Source organism: Thauera mechernichensis (assembly GCF_029588855.1).
In the GTDB taxonomy this organism is placed as follows: domain Bacteria; phylum Pseudomonadota; class Gammaproteobacteria; order Burkholderiales; family Rhodocyclaceae; genus Thauera; species Thauera mechernichensis.
The window spans coordinates 45,719-71,668 of sequence record NZ_JARQZE010000017.1; the positions used below are offsets into that span (position 1 = coordinate 45,719).

General features: G+C 64.7%; 18 protein-coding genes. 11 read left to right on the forward strand and 7 right to left on the reverse strand.

The genetic code is table 11. The annotated features are described in order from the left end of the window. Position 1 precedes the first annotated feature (1 nt). On the reverse strand, positions 2 to 553 hold the full coding sequence (locus tag P7F68_RS16810) for a cob(I)yrinic acid a,c-diamide adenosyltransferase (protein WP_002938875.1): 552 nt from the start codon (positions 551 to 553) through the stop codon (positions 2 to 4). 151 nt (positions 554 to 704) lie between these two features. Between P7F68_RS16810 and P7F68_RS16815 the strand changes: the two genes are divergently transcribed. From P7F68_RS16815 to alaS, 3 genes are all read left to right on the forward strand, one after another. Further along, positions 705 to 956, forward strand: a complete 252-nt coding sequence (locus tag P7F68_RS16815) for a ribbon-helix-helix protein, CopG family (protein ID WP_002931721.1) — start codon at positions 705 to 707, stop codon at positions 954 to 956. After that, a complete protein-coding gene (locus P7F68_RS16820) occupies positions 946 to 1,359 on the forward strand; it encodes a type II toxin-antitoxin system VapC family toxin (RefSeq protein WP_002938874.1) in 414 nt (137 codons plus the stop codon). The genes P7F68_RS16815 and P7F68_RS16820 overlap by 11 nt, the downstream gene beginning before the upstream one ends. Positions 1,360 to 1,422: 63 nt before the next feature. Then, positions 1,423 to 4,044, forward strand: coding sequence for an alanine--tRNA ligase (alaS, locus tag P7F68_RS16825; RefSeq protein ID WP_002938873.1), 2,622 nt, complete (start codon positions 1,423 to 1,425; stop codon positions 4,042 to 4,044). Positions 4,045 to 4,096: 52 nt separating this feature from the next. Here the strand turns inward: alaS and P7F68_RS16830 are convergent, their stop codons facing one another. Continuing rightward, positions 4,097 to 4,876 (reverse strand): ParA family protein, encoded by a 780-nt coding sequence (locus tag P7F68_RS16830; protein ID WP_277834855.1) that lies wholly within the window; start codon positions 4,874 to 4,876, stop codon positions 4,097 to 4,099. Between the two features lie 353 nt (positions 4,877 to 5,229). On the opposite strand from P7F68_RS16830, the gene P7F68_RS16835 reads away from it, so the two are divergent. The 4 genes from P7F68_RS16835 to dnaE all read left to right on the forward strand — a co-directional run bounded on the left by P7F68_RS16835 (position 5,230) and on the right by dnaE (position 13,406). Next, a complete protein-coding gene (locus P7F68_RS16835) occupies positions 5,230 to 7,524 on the forward strand; it encodes an NADP-dependent malic enzyme (protein WP_002931737.1) in 2,295 nt (764 codons plus the stop codon). A gap of 98 nt (positions 7,525 to 7,622) precedes the next feature. Further along, positions 7,623 to 8,810 (forward strand): phospholipase A, encoded by a 1,188-nt coding sequence (locus P7F68_RS16840; protein WP_232431596.1) that lies wholly within the window; start codon positions 7,623 to 7,625, stop codon positions 8,808 to 8,810. 56 nt (positions 8,811 to 8,866) lie between these two features. Continuing rightward, complete coding sequence (locus P7F68_RS16845) at positions 8,867 to 9,841, forward strand: quinone oxidoreductase family protein (protein ID WP_002931739.1); 975 nt, start codon at positions 8,867 to 8,869, stop codon at positions 9,839 to 9,841. A gap of 37 nt (positions 9,842 to 9,878) precedes the next feature. Beyond that, positions 9,879 to 13,406 carry a DNA polymerase III subunit alpha gene (gene dnaE, locus P7F68_RS16850; RefSeq protein WP_002938865.1) on the forward strand — a complete coding sequence of 1,176 codons (3,528 nt, stop codon included), beginning with the start codon at positions 9,879 to 9,881 and terminating at the stop codon, positions 13,404 to 13,406. A gap of 18 nt (positions 13,407 to 13,424) precedes the next feature. Here the strand turns inward: dnaE and P7F68_RS16855 are convergent, their stop codons facing one another. The 3 genes from P7F68_RS16855 to P7F68_RS16865 all read right to left on the reverse strand — a co-directional run bounded on the left by P7F68_RS16855 (position 13,425) and on the right by P7F68_RS16865 (position 18,098). Next, a complete protein-coding gene (locus tag P7F68_RS16855) occupies positions 13,425 to 15,116 on the reverse strand; it encodes a SulP family inorganic anion transporter (protein ID WP_277834860.1) in 1,692 nt (563 codons plus the stop codon). A 135-nt stretch (positions 15,117 to 15,251) separates the two neighbouring features. Continuing rightward, complete coding sequence (metG, locus tag P7F68_RS16860; protein ID WP_277834862.1) at positions 15,252 to 17,429, reverse strand: methionine--tRNA ligase; 2,178 nt, start codon at positions 17,427 to 17,429, stop codon at positions 15,252 to 15,254. A gap of 81 nt (positions 17,430 to 17,510) precedes the next feature. Continuing rightward, on the reverse strand, positions 17,511 to 18,098 hold the full coding sequence (locus tag P7F68_RS16865) for an OmpA family protein (RefSeq protein WP_002938860.1): 588 nt from the start codon (positions 18,096 to 18,098) through the stop codon (positions 17,511 to 17,513). Positions 18,099 to 18,245: 147 nt separating this feature from the next. On the opposite strand from P7F68_RS16865, the gene apbC reads away from it, so the two are divergent. From apbC to P7F68_RS16880, 3 genes are all read left to right on the forward strand, one after another. Beyond that, positions 18,246 to 19,337 carry an iron-sulfur cluster carrier protein ApbC gene (apbC, locus tag P7F68_RS16870; protein WP_002938859.1) on the forward strand — a complete coding sequence of 364 codons (1,092 nt, stop codon included), beginning with the start codon at positions 18,246 to 18,248 and terminating at the stop codon, positions 19,335 to 19,337. 130 nt (positions 19,338 to 19,467) lie between these two features. Then, a complete protein-coding gene (dcd, locus tag P7F68_RS16875) occupies positions 19,468 to 20,034 on the forward strand; it encodes a dCTP deaminase (RefSeq protein ID WP_002931753.1) in 567 nt (188 codons plus the stop codon). A gap of 149 nt (positions 20,035 to 20,183) precedes the next feature. Beyond that, entirely contained in the window at positions 20,184 to 22,427 is a 2,244-nt protein-coding gene (locus P7F68_RS16880; RefSeq protein ID WP_002938858.1) for an arginine/lysine/ornithine decarboxylase, read from the forward strand. 67 nt (positions 22,428 to 22,494) lie between these two features. Here the strand turns inward: P7F68_RS16880 and P7F68_RS16885 are convergent, their stop codons facing one another. Together P7F68_RS16885 and P7F68_RS16890 are read right to left on the reverse strand one after the other, a co-directional pair. Beyond that, positions 22,495 to 22,995 carry a dihydrofolate reductase gene (locus tag P7F68_RS16885; RefSeq protein WP_002931755.1) on the reverse strand — a complete coding sequence of 167 codons (501 nt, stop codon included), beginning with the start codon at positions 22,993 to 22,995 and terminating at the stop codon, positions 22,495 to 22,497. Next, positions 22,992 to 23,786 carry a thymidylate synthase gene (locus tag P7F68_RS16890; protein WP_002938856.1) on the reverse strand — a complete coding sequence of 265 codons (795 nt, stop codon included), beginning with the start codon at positions 23,784 to 23,786 and terminating at the stop codon, positions 22,992 to 22,994. The genes P7F68_RS16885 and P7F68_RS16890 overlap by 4 nt, the downstream gene beginning before the upstream one ends. Before the next feature lie 283 nt (positions 23,787 to 24,069). Here P7F68_RS16890 and P7F68_RS16895 point away from each other — a divergent pair, with 283 nt between their 5' ends. Next, complete coding sequence (locus P7F68_RS16895) at positions 24,070 to 25,479, forward strand: hypothetical protein (protein ID WP_277834870.1); 1,410 nt, start codon at positions 24,070 to 24,072, stop codon at positions 25,477 to 25,479. Positions 25,480 to 25,950: the final 471 nt, after the last annotated feature.

A 25,950-nucleotide genomic window follows, 5' to 3' on the forward strand; every position in this document is an offset into this window, starting at 1 on the left:
GTCAGGCGTTCTTGCGCTTCTGCCACAGTACGTCGCCGCGGCCGCCGGCGCGGTTGAGCACGCGGCCGAGCACGAACAGCAGATCAGACAGGCGGTTGAGGTACTGGCGCGGGGCGTCATTGACTGCCTCTTCCAGTGCCAGCGCCACCAGCGCGCGTTCGGCGCGACGGCACACGGTGCGGGCGTGGTGGGCGTAGGCCGCAGCGCGGGTGCCACCGGGCAGGATGAAGTCCTTGAGCGGCTCGAGGTCCTCGTTGAAGCGGTCGAGTTCCTCTTCGAGGTGGGTCACCTGCTTGTCGGTGATCATGCTCATGCCCGGGATGCAGACCTCGCCACCGAGATCGAAGAGGTCGTGCTGCACGTTGGTGAGCAGGGCGCGCACCTCCTCGGGAAGCTCCTCGCACAGTAGGAGGCCGATGATGGCGTTGGTCTCGTCCACCTCGCCCAGAGCATGGATGCGCAGGCTGTTCTTGGAGACGCGCTTGCCGTCGCCCAGGCCGGTGGTGCCGGCGTCGCCGGTACGGGTGTAGATCTTGGAGAGGCGGTTACCCATGGTGTGCTCGTGTCCCGTGGTTGGTTGACGTGAACGTCAATTATAGGCGCCGCTTGCGCCTACATGCCATGCGCTGAAATTGACTTGCTGCCGGGCGAGGACGTAGCATGCAATACGTTGTGTATTACAAAAATGGCAAGGAGCCGACACGATGACCCTGTCGATCCGTCTCGACCCCGAACTCGAGTCCGAACTCGCGCGCGCTGCGGCGCAGACCGGGCGCAGCAAGAGCGAACTGGTGAAGGCCAGCTTGCGGGAGTATCTCGCCCGTGTCGCGCCGCGCAAGACACCGTATGAACTCGGCAAGGATCTTTTCGGAGGCCCCGACGCAGGACCGGGCGACCTCGCCGAACGCCGCAAGGACTATCTTTCGGAGTCGCTGCGTGCGAAGCATGATCGTTGACGCGGGTCCGCTGCTGGCATTGTTCAACCCGGCCGACCGTCATCATCAGGCCTGCGTGTCCTTCCTGCGCGGCAACGAGGTTTCGCTGGTGACGACCTGGCCCGTGCTGACCGAGGTCATGCACCTGCTGCGCTACAGTGTGGACGCGCAGTTGCGCCTGCTGAGCTGGATCGATCGCGGCGGGCTGGCGATCGTCGAACTGGAGCAAGGTTGCGTCGGCGCCATCGCCGCCCTGATGGACAAGTACCGTGACCGTCCGATGGATCTCGCAGACGCCTCTGTCGTGCAGCTTTCCACACAGAGTGGCTGTCGCGAGGTGCTGTCGATCGACAGCGACTTCGACGTTTACCGGCTGCCGGATGGCGCCTGGCTCAACAACCCGCTGCGCGACAATACGCATTGAATTGCGCCCCCGCGCGCGCAACCGAAGAACACGGCTTGAACTTCTCTCATATCTGGACCCTTCATGAAATCCGCTGAAATCCGCGACGCCTTCCTCAAATTCTTCGAATCCAAGGGCCACCAGATCGTGGCCTCGAGTTCGCTCGTACCGCACGAAGACCCGACGCTGCTGTTTACCAACGCCGGGATGAACCAGTTCAAGGACGTGTTCCTCGGCTTCGACAAGCGTGCCTACACGCGCGCCACCACCTCGCAGAAGTGCGTGCGCGCCGGCGGCAAGCACAACGACCTCGAGAACGTCGGCTACACCGCGCGCCACCACACCTTTTTCGAGATGCTGGGCAACTTCAGCTTCGGCGACTACTTCAAGCGCGATGCGATTTCGTACGCCTGGGAGCTGCTCACCGAGGTCTTCAAGCTGCCCAAGGACAAGCTCTGGGTCACCGTGTATGCCGAGGACGATGAGGCCTACGACATCTGGACCAAGGAAGTCGGCGTGCCCGCCGAGCGCGTGATCCGCATCGGCGACAACAAGGGCGCGCGCTACGCCTCGGACAACTTCTGGATGATGGGTGATACGGGGCCTTGCGGTCCGTGCACCGAGATCTTCTACGACCACGGCGAGCACATCTGGGGCGGCCCCCCGGGATCGCCCGAGGAAGACGGCGACCGCTACATCGAGATCTGGAACAACGTATTCATGCAGTTCAACCGCGATGAGCAGGGCGTGATGCATCCGCTGCCCAAGCCCTCGGTGGACACCGGCATGGGTCTGGAGCGCATCTCGGCGGTGCTGCAGGGCGTGCACGCCAACTACGAGATCGACCTGTTCCAGGCGTTGATCAAGGCCGCGGCCCGCGAAACGTCGGCCGCCGACATGGACTCGCCGTCGCTGAAGGTGCTGGCCGACCACATCCGTGCCTGTTCCTTCCTGATCGCCGATGGCGTGATCCCGGGCAACGAAGGTCGCGGCTACGTGCTGCGTCGCATTATCCGCCGTGCGATCCGCCACGGTTACAAGCTTGGCGCGCGCGCCGCCTTCTTCCACAAGATGGTGCCCGACCTGGTCGGCGAGATGGGCAGCGCCTATCCCGAGCTCAAGGACGGCGAGCGCCGCATCGTGGACGTGCTGCGCCAGGAAGAAGAGCGCTTCTTCGCCACCATCGAGAACGGCATGGCGATCGTCGAGGCCGAGCTCGCGGCGATGGAGGCCGCGGGCAAGAAGGTCTTCGACGGCAACACCGCTTTCAAGCTGCACGACACCTACGGCTTCCCGCTCGACCTCACCGCGGACATCTGCCGAGAGCGTGATGTGACCGTCGACGCCGTCGCCTTCGACGCCGCGATGGCACGCCAGAAGGAGCAGGCGCGTGCCGCAGGCAAGTTCAAGATGGCGGCCAACCTGGACTACGACGGCCCCGAGACCGCCTTCCACGGCTACACGCTGCTGGAGGAGAAGGGCAACATCCTCGCGCTGTACAAGGATGGCGCGCCGGTCAATGAGCTGCTCGAGGGCGAGATGGGGGTGGTGGTGCTCGACCACACGCCGTTCTACGCCGAATCCGGCGGCCAGGTCGGCGACCGCGGCGAGCTGCGCGGCGGCGCAGGCATCTTCGGTGTGGAAGATACGCAGAAGATCCAGGCCGCGGTGTTCGGCCACCACGGCGTGGTGCGCACCGGCAGGCTGTCGGTGGGCCAGGGCGTGAGCGCCCGGGTGGACGTGGCCGCACGAGCCGCCACTGCGCGCAACCATTCGGTCACCCACATCATGCACAAGGCCCTGCGCGAGGTGCTCGGCGCCCACGTGCAGCAGAAGGGCTCGCTGGTGGACCCCGACAAGACCCGCTTCGACTTCGCCCATACTGCGCCGATGACGGCCGAGGAGATCCGTGAGGTCGAGGAGTTGGTGAACCGTGAGGTCCTCGCCAACACCGACACCCGCGCCGAGGTGATGGCGCTGGAAGCAGCGCAGAAGTCCGGCGCGATGATGCTGTTCGGCGAGAAGTACGCCGACGAGGTGCGCGTGCTGTCGATCGGCAGCTCCAAGGAGTTGTGTGGCGGGACCCATGTCGAGCGTACTGGCGACATCGGCCTGTTCAAGATCGTCGGCGAGGGCGGTGTCGCCGCCGGCATCCGCCGTGTGGAGGCGATCACCGGTGAGAACGCACTGCGCTATACACAAGAGCAGGAGCGTCGTGTGCAGGGCATGTCCGCACTGCTCAAGGTCCAGCCCGACGAGGTCGCCGAGCGCGTTGCCGGCATTCTCGACAACGTACGCGCGCTGGAGAAGGAACTCGCCCGCCTCAAGGGCAAGCTTGCCGCCAGCCAGGGTGACGAGCTGGTGAGCCAGGCGGTGGAGATTGGCGGCCTCAAGGTGCTCGCCGCGATGCTCGAAGGCGCTGACGTGCCGACCTTGCGCGACACCATGGACAAGCTCAAGGACAAGCTCAAGTCGGCCGCGATCGTGCTGGCGAGCGTGGGCGAGGGCAAGGTCAGCCTGATTGCCGGTGTCACTGCCGACCACACCGCCAAGGTCAAGGCCGGCGAGCTGGTCAACTTTGTCGCCCAGCAGGTCGGCGGCAAGGGCGGCGGCCGTCCCGACATGGCCCAGGCCGGCGGCACCCAGCCGGAGAACCTGCCGGCGGCGCTGGCGGCGGTGAAGGACTGGGTGGCGGCGAAGCTCTGAGCGGCTTCGCACGGTAAGGCACGGGCAGCGTCATCGCCGCCCGTGCCGCACATCATGCGCCGTACTTGCGTGCCAGCGTGTCGTGCAGGGCGACGAACTCTTGCGACAGCTTGTGCTTGGGATCGAGGTGGATCATCGGTTTGGCCTGCTCGTGCGATTCCTTGATCTTCACCGAAGCCGACAGGTAGGGCTGCAACACGGGCAGACCTTCATCGATGAGTTCCTGCACCACCTTTTGCGGCAGGGTGGCGCGCGGCTGGAACTGGTTGACCACGATGCCCTCGACCTGCAGGTTGCGGTTGTGGTCGGACTTGATCTCCTGCACGTTCTCGAGCAGCGAGTACAGGGCCTTGCGCGAAAACTCGTCGCAGTCGAAGGGGATCAGGCAGGCGTCGGCCGCGATCAGCGCCGAACGGGTGAAGAAGTTGAGCGCGGGCGGCGTGTCGATGTAGACGCAGTCGAAGTCCTTTGCCAGCTCTTCGAGCGCATCGCGCAGCTTGTAGATCTTGTAGCGCGACTCGAGTTTGGACTGCAGCTCCTCGAGTTGCGGATGCGAGGGCATCACGTGCAGGCACTCGAAAGGGGTGGCGACGATGAAGTCCTCGGTGCCGCGCGGGTTGAGCTTGAAGTTGAGCGTCTGGTCGAAGAAGTCCGCCAGTGTGGCTTCGAGGTCCTCGCCATTCGCGCCGAGGAGGTATTGGGTCGAGTTGCCTTGCGGGTCGAGGTCCACGACGAGGGTGCGCTTGCCCTGTTGCGCGCTGATCGCCGCCAGGTTGCAGGTGATGGTGGATTTGCCGACTCCGCCCTTCTGATTGAACACCACTCGCCGCATGCCTTTCTCCCCCTGTTCGTATGCGCCACGCCCTGCCTGCGGCGCGTCCGGAGCACGCATTCTGCCAAAAACGGCCGCTGGCGGGGTGTGTGGCGGTGTCCATCGCCGTCGTGATGCGCCAGATCAGTCCGGCGCGATGCCAAATGGGGGCGGCTGCGCTAAACTTCCGCGACGTCAATCGAGGTCGTTCCTGCGCCGCTCGACGCGCAGCCACAAAAACAATTCCGCTTTTCCGAGAACATCCCGAACGATGCCCACGCAGCGCGACCGTCCCGGTCCGCTGTCGCCCCGCGGGCGAAGTGCTCGCCCGCGTTTCAGACACGACATACCTCAAGACTCGCAGAGGGGAGAACATGGACCAGGATTTCATCGCCGCCGCACTCGACTATCACCGCTCGCCGACACGCGGCAAGATTTCAGTCGTGCCCACCAAGGGGCTCACCAACCAGCGTGACCTCGCGCTTGCCTATTCGCCCGGCGTGGCGGCAGCCTGCGACGCCATCGTTGCCGATCCTGCGGAGGCCTTCGAACTCACCAGCCGTGGCAATCTGGTTGCGGTGGTCACCAACGGTACAGCGGTGCTCGGCCTGGGCAACATCGGGCCGCTGGCCTCGAAGCCGGTCATGGAGGGCAAGGGCTGCCTGTTCAAGAAGTTCGCCAATATCGACGTCTTCGATATCGAACTGGCAGAGAATGATCCCGACAAGCTGATCGAGATCATCGCCGCGCTCGAGCCCACGTTGGGCGGTATCAATCTCGAGGACATCAAGGCGCCCGAGTGCTTCTATATCGAGCAGAAGCTGCGCGAGCGCATGAAGATCCCGGTCTTCCATGACGACCAGCACGGCACCGCCATCATCTCTGCCGCGGGCCTGCTCAATGGCCTCAAGGTCATCGGCAAGGACATCGACAAGGTCAAGCTGGTGTGCTCGGGTGCCGGCGCGGCGGCGATCGCCTGCCTCGATCTGATGGTCAGCCTCGGTCTGAAGCGCGAGAACATCTTCGTCTGCGACTCCAAGGGGGTGATCTTCGTGGGCCGCGAGGCCAACATGGAGCCGACCAAGGCGCGCTACGCCCAGACGACCGATGCACGCACGCTGGGCGATGCGATCGTCGGCGCCGACGTCTTCCTTGGCCTGTCCACCGCCGGTGTGCTCAAGCCCGAGATGGTCGCGAAGATGGCCGACCAGCCGCTGATCTTCGCGCTCGCCAACCCGAACCCCGAGATCCTGCCGGCCGACGCCAAGGCCGTGCGTCCGGACTGCATCGTCGCTACCGGCCGTTCGGACTTCCCGAACCAGGTCAATAACGTGCTGTGCTTCCCCTTCATCTTCCGTGGTGCGCTGGATGTGGGTGCGACCACGATCAACGAGGAGATGAAGCTCGCCTGCGTGAAGGCGATCGCCGAACTGGCCGAAGCCGAGGCCAGCGACATCGTCGCCAGCGCCTACGGTGGCCAGGAGCTGAGCTTCGGCCCCGAGTACATCATCCCCAAGCCCTTCGATCCGCGTCTGATCGTCAAGATCGCCCCCGCGGTGGCGAGGGCGGCGATGGACTCGGGCGTGGCGACCAAGCCGATCGAGGATTTCGACGCCTACGTCACCAGCCTCAACGCCTTCGTCTATCAGTCCGGCATCGTCATGAAGCCCGTCTTCTCGGCGGCCAAGGCCGTGCCGCCCGAGCAAAAGCGCGTGATCTACTGCGAGGGTGAGGACGAGCGCGTGTTGCACGCGGTGCGCGTGGTGCTCGACGAAGGCCTGGCGCGCCCGATCCTGATCGGCCGTCCCGAGGTCATCGAGATGCGCATCAAGAAGATCGGCCTCAACCTCCGGCCCGAGCGTGACTTCGAGATCGTCAATCCGGAATCCGATCCGCGCTACCGCGAACTGTGGAACGAGTACTACCGGTTGATGAAGCGCGACGGCGTGACGCCCGACCTCGCCAAGGCCAAGATCCGCCGCGATACCACCCTGATCGGCGCCATGCTGCTGCGCCGCGGGGACGCCGACGCGATGGTGTGCGGCACCTTCGGTACCTACGATTACCATCTCAAGCAGGTGGAGGACGTCATTGGCCTCGCGCCTGGCGCCAAGCAGTTCGCAGCGATGAACCTGCTGCTGCTGTCCAAGCGCATGCTGGCGATCACCGATACCTACGTCAATGAGAATCCGAGCGCCGCAGAGGTGGCCGAGATTGCCCGCATGGCTGCTGAAGAGCTGAGCCGTTTTGGCATCGAGCCGAGCGTGGCGCTGCTGTCGCACTCCAACTTTGGCAGCTCGGGCTCGGCCTCGGCACGCAAGATGCGCGAAGCCTGCGAGATCCTGCGTGCGACCGTGCCTGGCCTGAATGTCGACGGCGAGATGCACGGCGATGCCGCGCTCTCCGAAGAGATTCGCGACAAGCTGCATCCGGACTCCGACCTGAAGGGCGAAGCCAACCTGCTGGTGATGCCTAACCTCGACGCCGCCAACATCTCCTTCAACCTGATGAAGATGGCCAATGGCGATGGCGTGTCGGTTGGGCCGATCCTGCTCGGGGCGGCGAAGTCGGTGCACATCGTGACGCCGTCGGCGACCGTGCGCCGGCTGGTGAACATGACAGCGCTCGCCGTAGTGGATGCCAAGGAGTCGCGCAACGCCAGAGCTTGATTCGGGCGGGTGCTTTTGATGTGGGCGCAGGCGTCGCCCATGACATGGGGTGGCCGCGCGAGCGGCTGCCCCACATCGTTTCAAGGGAGCATGCGGTCTTGATTGCATTGCCTGATCTTCTGTCGCGTCCGCTTTGTGTGGTCGGAGCGGCGCTGTTGCTTGCCTTCTCGGCACCCGTGCAGGCTGGCGATTGGTTGCTCGCGGCGACCGACACACGAGTCGTTCCCGGCCAACGCTTCGAGGTCGTCGTCGTCGCGGCGGGTAGCTCGGCACAGTGGCCGGATCGGCTGCCGGCGCGTATCGAGCTGCCCGGCGGCTCGCCCCAGGTCGCGATCGAACTCGTGGCCATGGCCGCGGCTCCAGGGGCTGCGGGCCAGCGGCGCTACTTTGCGCGCTGGCCGATGGAGGTCAATGGCGTGGTCACGCTGGCCCTGGCTGACCAGCCGCAGGCGCGTTTGCTGCTGGCCGCCGCCGCAACGACCGCCACCGATGCAGCGGAGCTTTCGCCAGCGGGCGCACTCGAACAGATGGCGCCCGTTGCCAGGATGGCTGCCGGCACGCCGCCGGTCGAGCCGTCGGGCCTCGCCTTCCATGAGCCGATGTACTTCCTGGTCGGTGGCAGGGACCCCGTGTCGGCGCGTTTTCAGTTCAGCTTCAAGTACCGCATCTTCGCCGAGCAGGGCATCGTCGGCGAGAATATCCCGGTGGCGACAGGGCTGTACTTCGGCTTCACGCAGACCTCCTTGTGGGATCTGCAGTCCGAATCCAAGCCCTTTCGCGACTCGAGCTTCCGGCCAACGCTGTTCTACAGCGTCGCAGCGACAGACGCCGAGGATCGCCTCGCGCTGACCTTGTCCGGCGGCTACGAACATGAGTCGAACGGCAAGGAGGATACGCCGTCGCGCAGTATCGACCTCCTGTTCCTGCGCGCCGAGGGGCGCTACCTGTTTGCCGACGGACGCACCTATCTTGGTGTGGCGCCAAAGCTGTGGACTTATCTCGATCGTGACGACAACCCGGATATCGCTCGCTACCGTGGCCATGGCGAGCTCGCGCTGCGTCTCGGGCGCGATGACGGCTTGCTGTTTTCCGCCCTGGTCCGGCGCGGGACTGCCGGCAAGATCGGTACGCAGTACGACCTGTCCTACCCCATCCGGCGCAGCGTGTTTTCCGGTGTGGGCGCATTCGTGCACCTGCAGGCCTACAGAGGGTACGGCGAGACCCTGCTCGAGTACGACGAGAAGAAGGACCCACAGTACCGACTGGGGATTTCGCTGGTACGCTGAGCGCCACCATGAGGAGCCGCCCATCTGGGCGGGCAACGAAAAAGAGGAGATCACGCATGAGCCACGCGATTCGTTTTCACCGCACCGGCGGCCCCGAAGTCCTGCAGTGGGAGGCGGTGGTGTTGCCGCCTCCGGCGGCGGGCGAGGTGCGGCTGCGCCACCACGCGGTTGGACTCAACTTCATCGATACCTATCATCGCAGCGGGCTCTATCCGCTTGCGCTGCCCTCCGGTCTGGGCATGGAGGCGGCGGGCGTGGTCGAGGCGGTGGGCGAGGGCGTTACCGAGGTGAAGGCAGGCGACCGCGTGGCCTACACCAACGGCCCGCTCGATGCCTATTCCGAGCAGCGCAACATCCCGGCGCGCTTCCTGGTGCCACTGCCCGATGACATCTCCTTCGAGCAGGGCGCGGCGATGATGCTGCAGGGGATCACCGCACACTATCTGCTGCATTCGACCTACCCGGTGAAGGCCGGCGAGACGATCCTGGTACATGCGGCCGCGGGCGGCGTGGGCTCGATCCTCGTACAGTGGGCCAAGCTGCTCGGCGCCACCGTGATCGGCACGGTGGGCAATGACGACAAGGCGGCGCGCGCGCTGGCACTTGGTTGCGACCACGTCATCGTCTATGCGCGCGAGCGCTTTCCCGAGCGCGTGCGCGAACTGACCGCAGGTAGGGGCGTGGCCGTGGTCTATGACTCGGTCGGACGCGACACCTTCCTCGACTCGGTGTCCTGCCTGCAGCGGCGCGGTACCATGGTGAGTTATGGCAATGCCACCGGGCCGGTTGCGCCGTTCGACTGCGCGCTGTTGCACAAGTCGGGCTCGGTGTTCGTGACCCGCCCCGGTCTGCCCGACTACATCGCCACGCGTGAGGAGCTGCTCGAGCGTGCAGCAGCGCTGTTCGAGGTGGTGCGCGGCGGCAAGGTCCGGATCGAGATCATGCAGCGCTTTGCGCTCAAGGATGCCGCACAGGCGCATCGTGAGCTCGAAGGGCGCAGAACGACCGGTTCCACGGTGCTGCTGCCCTGAGTACGGGCGAGGGGGCGGGTCGGGTAGAATTGGCGCCATGAATTCCGCAGCCAGTTCCCCGGGCGAGTCGAGCCTCGCCCCCAGCGCTCCGCGCTTCGTCCACCTCCGCCTGCACTCCGAATACTCGATCACCGACGGTATCGTCCAGCTCGACCAGGCGATCGCCGTCGCCGCGGCCGATGGCATGCCGGCGCTCGGCATGTCCGATCTTGCCAACCTGTTCGGCATGGTCAAGTTCTACAAGGGTGCGCGTGGCAAGGGCATCAAGCCGATCATCGGCGTAGATGCCTGGATCCAGAACGAAGCCGAGCGCGACAAGCCGCAGCGCGTGCTGCTCATCTGCAAGAGCCGTGCAGGCTACGGTCAGCTGTGCGAGCTGCTGACGCGCGCCTATCTGGAGAACAAGCACCGCGGCCGTGCCGAGATGCGTCGTGCGTGGTTCGAGGGCGGTGCGGCGAGCGAACTGTTGTGCCTGTCAGGTGCGATGAGCGGCGACATCGGCGCCGCCATCGCTGCCGGCAACCGCGACCTTGCCGAGCAACTCGCGGCCGACTGGGCCCGCCTCTTCCCGGGTGCGTTCTACATCGAGGTCCAGCGCGCCGGCCATCCCGGCACCGAAGCCTACATACGCCATGCGGTGGACATCGCCGGGCGGCTCGGCCTGCCGGTGGTGGCGACCCACCCGGTGCAGTTCCTCAAGCGCGAGGACTTCCGCGCCCACGAGGCGCGCGTGTGCATTGCCCAGGGCTATGTGCTCGCCGACAAGCGCAGGCCGCGCGACTTCACCGAGGAGCAGTACCTCAAGAGCCAGGCCGAAATGTGCGAGCTCTTCGCCGACCTCCCCGAGGCGCTCGAGAACGCGGTCGAGATCGCACGCCGCTGCTCGCTCACGGTACAGCTGGGCAAGAACTTCCTGCCGCTGTTCCCGACCCCCGAGGGCATGACGCTGGACGACTTTCTCGTCCACGAGGCCAAGGCCGGCCTCGAGCGGCGCCTCGCCCAGCTCTACCCCCATCCCGAAGAACGCGAGAAGCAGCGTCCGCGCTATGAGGAGCGGCTCAAGTTCGAGACCGACACCATCATCCAGATGGGTTTTCCGGGCTACTTCCTGATCGTTGCCGACTTCATTCGCTGGGGCAAGAAGAACGGCGTGCCGGTCGGTCCGGGCCGCGGCTCGGGCGCGGGTTCGCTGGTGGCCTATTCGCTCGACATCACCGACCTCGACCCGCTCGAGTACGCGCTGCTGTTCGAGCGCTTCCTGAACCCGGAGCGGGTGTCGATGCCCGACTTCGACATCGACTTCTGCCAGGACAACCGCTACCGCGTCATCGAGTACGTGCGCGAGCGCTACGGCAAGGACGCAGTCAGCCAGATCGCCACCTTCGGCACCATGGCATCGAAGGCGGTGGTGCGTGACGTGGGCCGTGTGCTCGACCTGCCCTACGGCCTGTGCGACCGCCTGTCCAAGCTGATCCCGATCGAGGGCGCCAAGCCCGTCTCGCTGAACAAAGCCTACGAGATGGAGCCGCAGATCGGCGAGATGATGAAGGACGGCAACGACGGCGAGGCCATCCAGACCCTGTGGGGGCTGGCGCAGCCGCTCGAGGGCCTGTCCCGCAACGTCGGCATGCACGCCGGCGGCGTGCTGATCGCGCCCGGCAAGCTCACCGACTTCTGCCCGCTCTACATCGCCGACGGCGATGACGCCACGCCGGTTTCCCAGTTCGACAAGGACGACGTCGAAGCCGTCGGCCTGGTCAAGTTCGACTTCCTCGGCCTGCGCAACCTCACCATCATCGAGCTCGCGCTGGAATACATCGCGCGCATGACCGGCAGCCGCCCCGACCTCATGAGCCTGGGCTTCGAGGACCCTGCCGCCTACCAGATCCTGAAGGACGCCAACACCACGGCGATCTTCCAGGTCGAATCGGACGGCATGAAGAAGCTGCTCAAGAAGCTCGCGCCCGACCGCTTCGAGGACATCATCGCGGTGCTCGCGCTCTACCGCCCCGGTCCGCTCGGCTCGGGCATGGTGGATGACTTCATCCTGCGCAAGAAGGGCCAGCAGGAGATCGACTACTTCCACCCCGACCTGAAAGCCTGCCTGGAACCGACCTACGGCGTCATCGTGTACCAGGAACAGGTGATGCAGATCTCGCAGATCATCGGCGGCTACACCCTGGGCGGCGCCGACATGCTGCGTCGCGCGATGGGCAAGAAGAAGGCCGATGAGATGGCCAAGCATCGCGCCACCATTGCCGAGGGCGCCAAGCACAAGGGCTACGACCCGGCGCTCGCCGAGCAGCTCTTCGACCTGATGACCAAGTTTGCGGAGTACGGCTTCAACAAGTCGCACACCGCCGCCTACGCGGTCGTCACCTACCACACTGCCTGGCTCAAGGCGCACCACTGCGCCGCCTTCATGGCGGCGACGATGTCGTCCGACCTGGACAATACCGACACCGTCAAGATCTTCTACGAGGATACGGTCGCCAACGGCATCGCGGTGTTGCCGCCGGACGTGAACGAATCCGACTACCGCTTCGTGCCGGTGGACCGCAAGACCATCCGCTACGGCCTGGGTGCGGTGAAGGGCGTGGGTGAGCCAGCGGTGCGGGCGATCCTCGCGGCGCGCGAGAAAGCGGGTGTTTTCCGCGACCTGTTCGATTTCTGCGAGCGCGTCGACCGCCGCATGGTGAACCGCCGCGTCATCGAGGCGCTCATCCGCGCTGGCGCAATGGACACGTTGTCAGGCCACCAGGGCCTGGACCGCGCCCAGCTGATGGCCACCGTGGCACTGGCGATGGAAGCTGCCGAGCAGGCGGCGGCCAACGCCATGCAGGGAGGCCTTTTCGACCTGATGCCGGAGGCTGCGGGTGCGGCGCCCGAGTTCGCCAGGATCCGCCCCTGGACCGAGCGCGAGCGGCTCAAGGAGGAGAAGCTTGCGATCGGCTTCTTCCTCTCCGGCCACCCATTCAATGCCTTCAAGTCCGAGGTGCGTCGCTTCGTCCGCCGCACGCTGGCCCAGCTCGAGCCCTCGCGCGACCTCACCATGCTCGCCGGCGTTGTGATGGAGCAGCGCACCAAGGTTGGCAACCGCGGCAAGATGGCCTTCATTCTGCTCGATGATGGCACCCAGCCGCGCGAGGTCACGGTGTACTCCGAGGTTCTGGAGGCCAGCCGCGGCAAGATCGTCACCGACGAGGTGCTGGTGGTCGAGGCCAAGGTGAGCAACGACGACTTCTCCGGCGGGCTGCGCATCAACGCCGACCGCCTGCTCACGCTTGGCGAGGCGCGCAGCCGCTTCGCGCGCGCGCTGGCTTTGCGCATCAACGGCGAGGCCGCAGCGAGCGGAGGCCCCCTCGCTGCGGCGGGCAAACTGCAGACCCTGCTCGAGCCCTTCCGTGACGGCGGCTGTCCGATTCGCGTGCGTTACCGCAATGCTGCGGCCGAGGCCGAACTGCCCTTGGGCGAGGCGTGGCGCGTCAGGCTCGAGGACGCCTTGCTCGAGAGTCTGCGCGAGTGGCTGCCACCCGAGGCCGTCGAGGTGGTTTACCCGGCGTGAGCATTGCCACCGCGTCGTTCAGGCATAGGCCAGCTCCGGTTCCTTGCCGCTGAGTTGCTGGGCACGGATCAGCGCTGCGGTGAGGTTGTCGGTGACGTTTCCGTCGCCAAGCTGGTCCAGGAAGCCCGAGCGGAAAACCAGCGAGCCCGGCTGCGCGTTCAGGCCGCAGAGCACCAGGTAGGCGCCGCGTTTGCCGAGGTTGCGATGCAGGGTCTGCAGGATGTCCAGGCCGGTGGTGTCGATGCTGATGACCTTGTCCATGTCCAGAATGACCACGTCGGGATGTCCATCCTGCATCAGCAGCAGGTTCTCGAGCTTGTTGGCGGCGCCGAAGAACAGGCTGCCGAACATCTTGTAGGCGAGAATGCGTGGCGTACCGTCTTTACGTTCGACTGCACCTGCACCGTAGTAGTCCTCGAGTGCCACGCGCTCGATACGGGTGAGATCCGACATCCGGTAGATGAAGAACAGGCTCGCCAGCACCATCCCGATCTCGACTGCCAGCGTGAGGTCGAACAGCACGGTGATGAAGAAGGTGCCGAGCAGGATGGTGCGGTACTGCAGCGAGTAGCGTGTCAGTTCGCCAGGTGCGAAGGCGTGCCATTCGCCCATGTTGATGGCGACCACCACTACGATGGCCGACAGCGTGGCGAGCGGGATGTGGCTGGCCAGGGGGGCGAGTGCGAGCACGATCGCCAGCAGCACGCCGGCATGGATCACGCCTGCGATCGGGGTGCGGCCGCCGCTGCGGATATTGGTGGCGGTGCGCGCGATGGCGCCGGTGGCGGCGAAGCCGCCGAACAGCGGCGCGGCGACGTTGGCGATGCCTTGTGCCATCAACTCCTGATTGGGGTCGTGGCGGTCGTCGATCTGGCTGTCGGCAACGCGGGCCGACAGCAGCGACTCGATGGCGCCGAGCAGCGCGATGGTGAGCGCGGGGGTGATCAGCTTGCCGAGCGTCCCGAGGCTGAGTTCGGGCAGACCGAAGCTCGGGATCTCCTGCGGAATGCCGCCAAAGCGGCTGCCGATGGTGTCGACCGGCAGTGCGAACAGTGCGTTGACTGCCGTCATGACGATCAGCACCGCCAGCGGGCCGGGCAGGCGGCGCATCCACGCGGTACGCAGCGCCTGGCGGTTCCAGCCCACCAGGATGGCGAGCGAGACCGTGGCGACGGCGACCGTCGCGGGGTCGATGCTCGGCAGCGCGGTCCACAGCGCCGCCATCTTGGCGAAGAATTCGCCCGGCAGGCTGTCGACCTGCAGGCCCAGGAAATCCTTGATCTGGGAGATGAAGATGACCACCGCGATGCCGTTGGTGAAACCGATCACCACCGACAGCGGGATGAAACGGATCATGCTGCCCAGGCGCAGCGCACCCATGGCGAACAGCAGCACGCCCGACATCATCGTGGCAATGAGCAGGTTCTGCACGCCGTGGTCGACGACGATGGCATAGATGATGGGGATGAAGGCGCCGGTGGGGCCGCCGATCTGAACCTTCGAGCCACCCAGCAAGGAGATGAGCAGGCCGGCGACGATCGCCGTCCAGATGCCGGCCGTGGGCGACATGCCCGAGGCAATGGCGAAGGCCATCGCCAGCGGCAGGGCGAGCACGCCGACGGTGATGCCGGCGGAGATATCCCCGGCGAGGCCGCTGCGGCCATAGCCGGGCAGGGTGTCGAGGAGTTTGGGGCGGAACTGGATCTTCATGCTGTCTCCGGTGCAGGTCTGGACGAAGCTTGCAGCACCGCCCGACGGGCGGCGCTAGGGAGACAGCCGCCCTCGACCTGCATGATGCAGGACCATCCAGCGTTTCGAGGGCGTGAGCGGCATGAAGTCGGCGCCTTACTTGACCTTCATGCCAGGCAGGGCGCCGGCGTCAGGCGACAGGATGAAGAGCCCTGGGGTGCTGCCGTCGGTGTCCGAGGCCGCCAGCACCATGCCCTCGCTCATGCCGAACTTCATCTTGCGCGGTGCCAGGTTGGCGACCATCACCGTCATGCGCCCGACCAGCGTCGCCGGGTCGTAGGCCGACTTGATGCCGGCGAAGACCTGGCGCGGCTTGGGGTTGCCGGCCTCATCCGTCTCGCCGATGTCGAGCGAGAGGCGGATCAGCTTGTCCGCACCCTCGACATGCTCTGCGTTGACGATCTTTGCGATGCGCAGGTCGACCTTGGTGAAGTCATCGATCGAGATGTGGGCCGAGGGTGTCTCGGCTGACTGCGCAGCGTGTTGCTGCTTCTCGGCGTGGCGCTGTTGTGAGGACGCAGCCTTGGCTACCGCAGCGTCCTTGGCCGGCGCCGCGGCAGGTGCGAGCGACTCGCGGTTGGCCTCGAGCAAGGCATCGATCTGCTTGCGCTCGACGCGGGTCATCAGGTGGCTATAGGCCTGGATGGCGTGGCCGGCGGGCAGCGCCGCCCAGTCGCCCCGCCAGTCCATCGCCGGGATGGCGAGGAAGGCCTCGACCTGCGCGGCCAGCGCCGGCAGCACCGGCTTGAGGTAGCGGGTGAGGTCGCGGAACATGGTCAGCGCGGTGCTGCACACGGCGTGCAGGCGGGCCTCCTGGCCTTCCTGCTTGGCGAGCTCCCACGGCTTGTGGTCGTTGACGTACTGATTGGCGACATCGGCCAGGCGCATGATCTCGCGCAGCGCGCGGCTGTAGTCGCGCTCGTCATAGGCGGCGGCGATGCGACCCTCGGTCCAGGCCGCTGCGAACTCGGCACAGGCGGCGGCATCGACTTCGCCCAGCTTGCCACCGAAGCGCTTGCCGATGAAGCCGGCGCAGCGGCTGGCGATATTCACGAACTTGCCGACGAGGTCAGAATTGACCTTGGCGATCATGTCGTCGAGGTTGAGGTCGACGTCTTCCATGGTGCCGTTGGACTTGCCGGCGAAGTAGTAGCGCAGCCACTCGGGGTTGAGCTTCTGAGCGATGTAGGAGTGCGCGGTGATGAAGGTGCCGCGGCTCTTGCTCATCTTGGCGCCGTCGACGGTGAGAAAGCCGTTGACGCACAACTGGCTGGGGGTGGCATAGCCGGCGAACTTCAGCATCGCCGGCCAGAACAGGGCGTGGAAATAGAGGATGTCCTTGCCGATGAAGTGCACCATCTCGGTGCCGGCCACGGCGGCGCGGGAGGCGTCGGTGTAATCCTCCACTGCAATCGTCTCGCCAGTGGCGGCGCGCTTCTCGGCGAGGTTGCGGAAGCTGGCGAGGTAGCCGATCGGCGCGTCCAGCCAGACGTAGAAGTACTTGCCCGGCGCGCCCGGGATCTCGAAGCCGAAGTAGGGCGCGTCGCGCGAGATGTCCCAGTCGGAAAGCTTGTTTTCGCCAGCTTCGCCGAGCCACTCCTTCATCTTGTTGGCGGCCTCCGCCTGCAGGCGGCGCTCACCGGCGGTGTTGGTGCCGCGCGTCCATTCGCGCAGGAAGGCGACCGCGCGCTCGTCCGAGAGGCGGAAGAAGTAGTGCTCCGAGGTCTTCAGCACCGGCTTGGCGCCGGATACCGCGGAGTAGGGGTTCTTGAGTTCGGTGGGGGCGTAGGCCGCGCCGCAGGCTTCGCAGTTGTCGCCGTACTGGTCGGCGGCACCGCATTTGGGGCACTCGCCCTTGATGAAGCGGTCGGGCAGGAACATCTCCTTGACCGGGTCGTAGTACTGCTCGATCGAGCGCGTGTCGATGAGGCCGCCGGTCTTGAGCTTGCCGTAGATGTCCTCGGCGTAGAAGCGGTTCTCGGCGCTGTGCGTGGAGTGGTAGTTGTCGAAGGCGACGCCAAAGGCGGTGAAGTCGCGCAGGTGCTCGCCGTGCACGCGGTCGATGAGCTGCTCGGGGGTCAGGCCTTCCTTTTCGGCGCGCAGCATGACCGGCGTGCCATGGGTGTCGTCCGCACAGACGTAGTGCACCGCATGGCCGCGCATGCGCTGGTAGCGCACCCAGATGTCGGCCTGGATGTAACCCACCAGGTGGCCGAGGTGGATGTCGCCGTTGGCGTAGGGCAGGGCGTTGGTGACGAGGAGCTTGCGGGACATGTTGGGCGTGCGCAGATTAAAGACGCCGAGTTTATCAAACGCAGCCGCCGACGTATGGTTCGCGGCGCGGCGCGCAGGAGATCAGGGCAACTGGCGCAGCAGCAGTTCGACTCGGCGGTTGCGCATGCGTCCCTCTTCGGTGGCGTTGCTGGTGAGCGGGTCGGCCTCGCCGCGGCCGTCGGCCTGCAGACGCTCGAGCCCGATGCCGCGCTGGCGCAGGTGTTCGACGACGGCCTCCGCGCGCGCGATCGACAAGCGCAGATTGACCATCTCGCTGCCCTGGCTGTCGGTGTGGCCGATGACCTTCACCAGCACGTTGAGGTTCTCGGCGAGGACGGGGGCGAGGGTGTCGAGCACGTGTGCGAGCGAGGGGCGGATCTCGGTGCTGCCCGAAGTGAAGCCGTCCGCGACAGGGATCTGCAGGTTGATGCCTGCAGCGTCGATGGGGCCGATCTGAATGGCGGGCAGCGTGCTGGCCACCGTGCCCAGTTCGGTGCGCAGTGCCTGCCAGTCCGGCGCTGCAGTGGCTGGCCGTACCAAGGCATGCTTGTGCACAGGGTCGCTGCCGGCCTCGTCGCCGGGTGCGAGGCCGGGGGTTGCGCAGGCGGCCAGAAGAGCCAGGGGAAGCAGGGCGAGGCATGACGGTTTGGGGGGGCGTGCTTTCATCATGGCTAGGGTGTGTGGTCGAGTCTGAAGGGAGCGCTCGCAGCAGGGGGAAACCCTGCTGCCGTCGCGGATGAGCGAAACGTTGCGCTCCGGTATGATGCGGCGGATTTCGCCAATGTTCGGCGATCCCGGATTATCAAGGAAAACGCGATGAGTCTTGATCAGGAAACCGTAACCGAAGCCCTCCGCCAGCTGATCGACCCGAACACGGGCAAGGATTTCATTACCGGGCGCAGCATCCGCAATCTGGTGGTCGAGGGCGGCAGCGTTCGCTTCGACGTCGAACTGGGGTATCCGGCGAAGAGTCAGCATGAGCCGATCCGGGCCTTGCTCGCGGATGCGCTGGCCAGGTTGCCCGGCGTGACCAGCGTAGAAGCGCGCGTCAGCAGCAAGGTGGTGGCCCATGCAGTGCAGCAGGGGGTAAAGCTGCTGCCGGGCGTGCGCAACATCATCGCAGTGGCTTCGGGCAAGGGCGGTGTCGGCAAGAGCACGACGGCGGTCAACCTGGCATTGGCGCTGGCGGCCGAGGGCGCGCGCGTGGGTATCCTCGATGCCGACATCTATGGGCCATCGCAGCCCCAGATGCTGGGCATCGGTGACCAGCGTCCGGTGTCGGACGATGGCAAGACCATGATCCCGCTCGAGGCCTACGGCTTGCAGGCGATGTCGATCGGCTTCCTGATCGAGCAGGATACGCCGATGGTGTGGCGCGGCCCGATGGCAACGCAGGCCCTCAACCAGTTGCTCAAGGATACCGCCTGGCACGACCTCGACTATCTCGTCATCGACATGCCGCCGGGTACCGGAGACATCCAGCTCACGCTGTCGCAGAGCGTGCCCGTAACCGGGGCTGTGATCGTCACCACGCCGCAGGACATCGCCTTGCTCGACGCACGCAAGGGGGTGAAGATGTTCGAGAAGGTGGGGGTGCCCATCCTCGGCGTGGTCGAGAACATGAGCATCCACATCTGTTCGAAGTGCGGCCACGAGGAGCACATCTTCGGGCAGGGCGGGGGCGAGAAGATGTGTGCCGATTTCGACACCCCTTTCCTTGGCGCCTTGCCGCTCGACATCCAGATCCGCTCCGAGGCCGATAGCGGTGCCCCCACCGTGGTGGCCGATCCGGACGGCCGCATTGCTGCGCTCTACAAGCAGATCGCGCGCAAGGTCGCGGTGCGTATTGCAGAGAAGGCCAAGGACATGACCCACAAGTTCCCTAACATCGTGGTCAAGAACAGCTGAGTTCACGGGCCGGGCGTGCGGGATGCTGCAGGAGGGCAGCTCGCGCGCGATGCCCTTTCCTGCGGCGCGCGCTTGCCCTACACTCACGCGCTTTGAAACCGGCCCCCGGGGCCGCACTGGAAACGCGCCGATGTCCATCAAGTCCGACAAGTGGATCCGCCGCATGGCCGACGAGGCCGGCATGATCGAGCCGTTCGCGCCGGAGTTGGTGCGCAGCAACGACAGCGGCCGCATCGTCTCCTACGGCACGTCAAGCTATGGCTACGACGTGCGTGTGGCCAACGAATTCAAGATCTTCACCAACATCAACTCGACCATCGTCGATCCGAAGGATTTCGACGCGCGCAACTTCGTCGATTTCACTGGCGACGTGTGCATCATCCCGCCGAATTCCTTTGCGCTGGCGCGTACGGTCGAGTATTTCCGCATTCCGCGCAGCGTGCTGACGGTGTGCCTGGGCAAGAGCACCTACGCGCGCTGCGGCATCATCGTCAACGTCACCCCGCTCGAGCCGGAGTGGGAGGGCCATGTGACGCTCGAGTTCTCCAATACCACGCCGCTGCCGGCCAAGATCTACGCCAACGAAGGCGTTGCGCAGATGCTCTTCTTCGAGTCGGACGACGTGTGTGAAACGTCCTACAAGGACCGGGGTGGCAAGTACCTCGGACAGACTGGCGTGACCCTGCCCAAGATCTGAGCGCTGGCGTGTGCCACCACTGCATGAACGGGGCCGCCTGACGGCCCCTTGTGCTTTCTCGAACCACTTTCGGTAACGTGCAGGCAACGCTCGACGAGTAAATTGCCTGTTTTGTCCGTCCCGCAAGGACCCCGCAGGAGAGGACCAGGATGAAATTCCATTTCCCCATCATCATCATCGACGAGGATTTCCGCTCGGAGAATACGTCCGGACTGGGGATCCGCGCGCTTGCCAAGGCGATCGAGGAAGAGGGCATGGAGGTGCTGGGCGTCACCAGCTACGGCGACCTGACTTCGTTTGCCCAGCAGCAGAGCCGCGGATCGACGTTCATTCTGTCGATCGACGACGAGGAGTTCTCGTCGCCCGAGGCCTCGGCCAAGGCGATTGCCGATCTGCGCGCATTCGTGGTCGAGATTCGCTTCCGCAATGCGGACATCCCGATCTTCCTGCACGGTGAGACGCGCACCACGCGGCACATCCCCAACGATGTACTGCGCGAGATGCACGGCTTCATCCACATGTTCGAAGATACGCCGGAGTTCATCGCTCGCTACGTGGTGCGCGAGGCGAAGAACTACCTCGATTCGCTGGCGCCGCCGTTCTTCCGCGCGCTCACGCACTACGCGGCCGACAGCTCGTATTCATGGCACTGCCCGGGGCACTCGGGCGGCGTCGCCTTCCTCAAGAGCCCGGTGGGGCAGATGTTCCACCAGTTCTTCGGCGAGAACATGCTGCGCGCGGACGTGTGCAATGCGGTCGACGAACTCGGCCAACTGCTCGACCACACCGGCCCGGTGGCGGCCTCGGAGCGCAACGCGGCGCGCATCTTCAACTGCGATCACCTGTACTTCGTCACCAACGGCACATCGACCTCGAACAAGATGGTGTGGCACACCACGGTCGCGCCCGGCGACATCGTCGTGGTGGACCGCAACTGCCACAAGTCCATCCTCCACTCGATCATCATGACCGGCGCGGTACCGGTGTTCCTGACGCCGACGCGCAACCATTACGGCATCATCGGACCGATTCCGCTCGAGGAGTTCTCGGTCGAGAATATCCAGAAGAAGATCGAGGCGAACCCTTTCGCACGTGAAGCCAAGAGCAAGAAGCCGCGTATCCTCACCATCACCCAGTCGACCTATGACGGCGTGGTGTACAACGTCGAGACGATCAAGGACATGCTCGACGGCGAGATCGATACGCTGCACTTCGACGAAGCCTGGCTGCCCCATGCGGCGTTCCACGATTTCTACGGCGATTACCACGCCATCGGCGCCGATCGTCCGCGCTGCCGCGAGTCGATGGTGTTCTCGACCCAATCCACGCACAAGCTGCTGGCCGGCCTGAGCCAGGCCTCGCAGATCCTGGTGCAGGACTCGCAGACGCGCAAGCTCGATCGCGACATCTTCAACGAGGCCTACCTGATGCATACCTCGACCTCGCCACAGTACGCGATCATCGCGTCCTGCGACGTCGCTGCGGCGATGATGGAGGCGCCTGGCGGGCCGGCGCTGGTCAATGAGTCGCTGTCGGAGGCTGTCGAGTTCCGCCGCGCAATGCGCAAGGTCGACGCCGAGTTCGGCGATGACGACTGGTGGTTCAAGGTGTGGGGGCCGGAGTTCCTGGCCGAAGAGGGTATCGGTACGCGTGAAGACTGGACCCTTAAGGCGGGCGAGCGCTGGCATGGTTTCGGAGACCTGGCCGATGGCTTCAACATCCTTGACCCGATCAAGGCTACGATCATCACGCCGGGCCTCAACATGGACGGAGACTTCGCCGAGCATACGGGCATTCCGGCGGCGATCGTCACCAAGTATCTCGCCGAGCACGGCATCATTGTCGAGAAGACCGGGCTCTATTCCTTCTTCATCATGTTCACCATCGGTATCACCAAGGGTCGCTGGAACACCATGGTGACGGAGTTGCAGCAGTTCAAGGACGACTACGACCGCAACCAGCCGCTATGGCGGGTGATGCCCGAGTTCATCGCCAAGCACCCGCGCTACGAGCGCGTGGGCCTGAAGGATCTCTGCGACCAGATCCACAGCTTCTACAAGGCGCATGATGTCGCGCGCCTGACCACGGAGATGTACTTGTCGGACATGGTGCCGGCAATGAAGCCTGCCAATGCCTTTGCGAAGATGGCTCACCGTGAGATCGAGCGCGTGGCTCTGGACGAGCTCGAGGGTCGGGTCACCGCGATGCTGGTAACCCCTTATCCGCCGGGTATTCCGCTGCTCATCCCGGGCGAGCGCTTCAACGCCACGATTGTGCGCTACCTCAAGTTCGCGCGCGATTTCAATGCCCGCTTCCCTGGCTTTGAGACTGATATCCATGGTCTCGTGAAGGGCGAAGATGGGCGCTACCACGTCGACTGCGTTGCCGACTGAGCGCGCTCGTAGCCGCAACACGTGAAAAAGGGCCGCTGAGCGGCCCTTTTTCATTTTCTTCGCTGGCTCAGCAGCGCTGGTATTCGACGAAGTCGAAGTCGTATTCGTTGTCGGTATCGGCCGTGCGTGCGTCGCGACGCAGTTCGATGAACTGCGAGCGGTCCAGCATCGGGAAGTGCGCGTCGCCGTCAACGTCTGCCCACACCTCGGTCAACACCATGCGGTCGGCCTGCCTGAGCAGGGTGTTGTAGAGCTGAGCGCCACCAATCACGAACAAGGTGCTGGCGCCGGCTGCGGCTGCAATGGCGGCTTGAGGGTCATGGAAGACTTCGGCGCCGTCCGCGGTGAACGCGGGGTCGCGGGTGACCACCATGTTGCGCCGTCCGGGCAGCGGGCGTCCCAGGGACGTCCACGTGTTGCGGCCCATCAGGATGGGGTGTCCCATGGTCAGGGTGCGGAAATGCTGCAGGTCAGCCTTGAGGCGCCAGGGCAGTCCGTTGTCGCGCCCGATCACCCCGTTGCGGGCGACTGCTGCGACGATCACGATCTCGGGGGTATTGTCATTCATACGGCAACAGGGGCCTTGATGTGCGGGTGGGGGTCGTAACCATCGAGGGCGAAGTCCTCGAAGCGGAACGCCAGGATGTCTTTCACCTGCGGGTTGAGTACGAGCCGCGGCAAGGCACGCGGCGTGCGGCTGAGCTGCTCGCGAGCCTGTTCGAGGTGATTCATGTAGAGATGGCAATCTCCACCCGTCCAGACAAAATCGGCGACTTCGAGTTCGCACGCCTGTGCAACCATGTGGGTCAGCAAGGCGTAGGAAGCAATATTGAAGGGCACGCCGAGGAAGATGTCCGCACTGCGCTGATACAACTGGCAAGACAGTTTGCCGTTCGCGACGTAGAACTGAAAAAGGGCGTGGCAGGGCGGCAGTGCCATGTTGTCGACCTCGCCTGGGTTCCACGCGGACACGATGTGGCGGCGGGAGTCGGGGTTGCGCCGGATGCCCTCCACCAGGCGGGCGATCTGGTCGATGCTGCGACCGTCTGCTGTCTCCCACCGGCGCCATTGCTTGCCGTACACCGGGCCAAGCTCACCATCGGGCGCTGCCCACTCGTCCCAGATCGACACCCCATTCTCCTTCAGGTAGCGAATGTTGGTATCGCCTTGCAGGAACCACAGCAGTTCGTGAATGATCGAGCGCGTATGGAGCTTCTTGGTCGTGACCAATGGAAAGCCGGCGCGCAGATCAAATCGCATCTGCCAACCGAACACGGACAGGGTGCCTGTCCCAGTGCGGTCAGTTTTTGCATCACCGTGCTCGAGCACATGCCGCATCAGATCCAGGTACTGTTGCATCGCTTCATCTCGTGTAAAAGCGTGATTTTAGCCCGCAATGAAAACGTCGCCAGCGATCCGTGTCGGTGTGTCCCGGTGGGCCTGCGGCGGAGTGATGATAGGGCCTCCCGCGCGCGGCGTGCGGATGCCCTGGCGACGGGGCGCAAGTCCAGGCGCCGAGCGGCGTGCAGGGCGAACATTGTGCTAAGCTCGACGATATGAAATATGCGCAGGTCCGACTTGCGCGAAGCCGGAGGCTGTCCGCGTACGAGCCGCCGCGATCTGGGGGGCAGGGGTGGATAATATGGCAGCGACGCTCGATTTCACGCCTGCCGGGGTGTTGGCGGGTGGAGGTAATCCTGTCGCTGGGCTGGAGGCAGCCACAGCCACCCTGCGTGCCCTCTACAAGCCTGGTAGTCCGCGAGCCGAGGCCGCCGGCTTCTCGGTGGCATCCGCCTTTGACGATGCGTTGCGTACGGCTATCGAGCGCGCAGCGCCGCTCTCGGTGGCGCGTGGTGTCGAGCGCGACCCGAGTCGCGGTGCAAATTGGTGGGGGCGGTGGCTTGCCGGTGTTCGTGACGCATCAATGGCTGTCTGCGATGCCTACTGGTGCATATCACCGGAGGCGTTGGCAGCGGCGGGGAACGGAACCGTTCGTCTGCGTCTTGCCGGCAGTCTCGTAGAGGCCATCAAGTGGTCGGCCTGCGATCGCTTCAGTCCGGACGAGGTGCTCTGGCAGCGCCTGTCAGGCTTGCTCGTTGAAACCGTCAGCGCGGACGCAGGCCTGATCGTGGGCGACGTGCCCGGGGTGGCGCGAGAGTTTCTGCGTGCTGTTGCCTACCACAGCGTTGGTCTTGATCAGCTGGAGCTGGATCGAGCGCTCGCCATGGTCCATCTCGTCGATACCTGCGTACCTTTCCTGTCTCTTGGCTCTGCCGTATCGGGGGCGCCCCAGTACGTGATAGACCTCGGTGCCGGGGGCGCACCGCAGCGGCGGTATTCGACTGGCGCTGTCAGTCAGCTGTGTTTTGCTCCCTGGGGGGCCGACGAGCTGCTGATCGGTTTCGAGCGGCAGCTCGCTGAAGGTAACGTGCCGCTCGTTTTTGGCAAGCTTCCCCGTGAGCTGATGCTGGAGACCGTAAGGAGGCTGCGCAATCAGTGGTCCAGGACGCCCCCGGTTCGCTTGCGCAAGCGTTATGCGCAGGATGCTACGGTAGAGATCACACGCGGACTGATGGAGTTGCGTCAGGTGCTTGCTGGTGAGGTGCGGCAGCTCGCGAGAGTCTGGCGGGTCTGCGACCTCAGTCGCAGCGGCCTGCAGATAAGGGCCGCAAGCGACCCCTCTGGTGCTTGGCCCGACGTCGGTGAGTTGCTTGGAGTCCGCTTCACCGATGGCGAGGGCTGGCAACTCGCCGTCGTCAGGCGCCTTCAGATGTGGCCCGATCATGCCCGCCTCGGACTTGAGCTGGTGTCACGTCATCCAGTGCTGGTTGTACTGGATGATGGTCGGCTCTCAATTGAGGCGCTGTTGTGCGATCAACCTGCGCGCGGGGAGGCTGTGCGCCTGCTGCTGGGCCCGGAAGAAGCAGTGGGCACGGAGACCGTGTTCATGAAGCACGGTGGGGGGGTGCTCAAACTACGCTTGCTTGGGGAGCAGCCCTCGCCGTTTGGTGACGCTCGAGGTTACCGGCTGCAAGTGTTTCAGGTTGGCTGATAGTCATCCGCCCTTGGTGTTCGAGCAGGCATCGACTGAGCGGCGCCGGTCGTGATTGGATGCCCAGGCTCGCTACCTTGCTGAAGTTCGGGTTCATGCATCCATTTAAAACCTTGATCGTTATTTTTCTTGACGGTCTGGATTGGGTGTCTATAATGCGCACCTCTTCAGCGCTGCAGCGGTTTCTTCGGAAGTGCAGGCGGCGGTGGAGTTGGGAAGTGAGGTGGGTGTTTGGTGGGTCTTTGTTCGGCGTAGCCGGGCGGCGGTAAAAAAAGATTCACGAAATGCTTGACAGTGAGTTTAAAGCTGATCATAATCTCGTTTCTCTGCTGCAGCGAATGCAGCGCTCTTTAAAAAATTGAACAACCGATAAGTGTGGGTGCTTGGTGGTTGTGGTCGAAAGCGGCTTCGGTCGTTTTGGTTTCACAATGATTAGGTGCTCATGCTGATTAAAGTCAGTATTTTGAGTAC

Coding starts and splice junctions, on each gene's coding strand:
- P7F68_RS16810 (WP_002938875.1), bottom strand. CDS start 553: ATGGGTAACCGCCTCTCCAAGATCTACACCCGTACCGGCGACGCCGGC.
- P7F68_RS16815 (WP_002931721.1), top strand. CDS start 705: ATGACCCTGTCGATCCGTCTCGACCCCGAACTCGAGTCCGAACTCGCG.
- P7F68_RS16820 (WP_002938874.1), top strand. CDS start 946: ATGATCGTTGACGCGGGTCCGCTGCTGGCATTGTTCAACCCGGCCGAC.
- alaS (WP_002938873.1), top strand. CDS start 1,423: ATGAAATCCGCTGAAATCCGCGACGCCTTCCTCAAATTCTTCGAATCC.
- P7F68_RS16830 (WP_277834855.1), bottom strand. CDS start 4,876: ATGCGGCGAGTGGTGTTCAATCAGAAGGGCGGAGTCGGCAAATCCACC.
- P7F68_RS16835 (WP_002931737.1), top strand. CDS start 5,230: ATGGACCAGGATTTCATCGCCGCCGCACTCGACTATCACCGCTCGCCG.
- P7F68_RS16845 (WP_002931739.1), top strand. CDS start 8,867: ATGAGCCACGCGATTCGTTTTCACCGCACCGGCGGCCCCGAAGTCCTG.
- dnaE (WP_002938865.1), top strand. CDS start 9,879: ATGAATTCCGCAGCCAGTTCCCCGGGCGAGTCGAGCCTCGCCCCCAGC.
- P7F68_RS16855 (WP_277834860.1), bottom strand. CDS start 15,116: ATGAAGATCCAGTTCCGCCCCAAACTCCTCGACACCCTGCCCGGCTAT.
- metG (WP_277834862.1), bottom strand. CDS start 17,429: ATGTCCCGCAAGCTCCTCGTCACCAACGCCCTGCCCTACGCCAACGGC.
- P7F68_RS16865 (WP_002938860.1), bottom strand. CDS start 18,098: ATGATGAAAGCACGCCCCCCCAAACCGTCATGCCTCGCCCTGCTTCCC.
- apbC (WP_002938859.1), top strand. CDS start 18,246: ATGAGTCTTGATCAGGAAACCGTAACCGAAGCCCTCCGCCAGCTGATC.
- dcd (WP_002931753.1), top strand. CDS start 19,468: ATGTCCATCAAGTCCGACAAGTGGATCCGCCGCATGGCCGACGAGGCC.
- P7F68_RS16880 (WP_002938858.1), top strand. CDS start 20,184: ATGAAATTCCATTTCCCCATCATCATCATCGACGAGGATTTCCGCTCG.
- P7F68_RS16885 (WP_002931755.1), bottom strand. CDS start 22,995: ATGAATGACAATACCCCCGAGATCGTGATCGTCGCAGCAGTCGCCCGC.
- P7F68_RS16890 (WP_002938856.1), bottom strand. CDS start 23,786: ATGCAACAGTACCTGGATCTGATGCGGCATGTGCTCGAGCACGGTGAT.
- P7F68_RS16895 (WP_277834870.1), top strand. CDS start 24,070: ATGGCAGCGACGCTCGATTTCACGCCTGCCGGGGTGTTGGCGGGTGGA.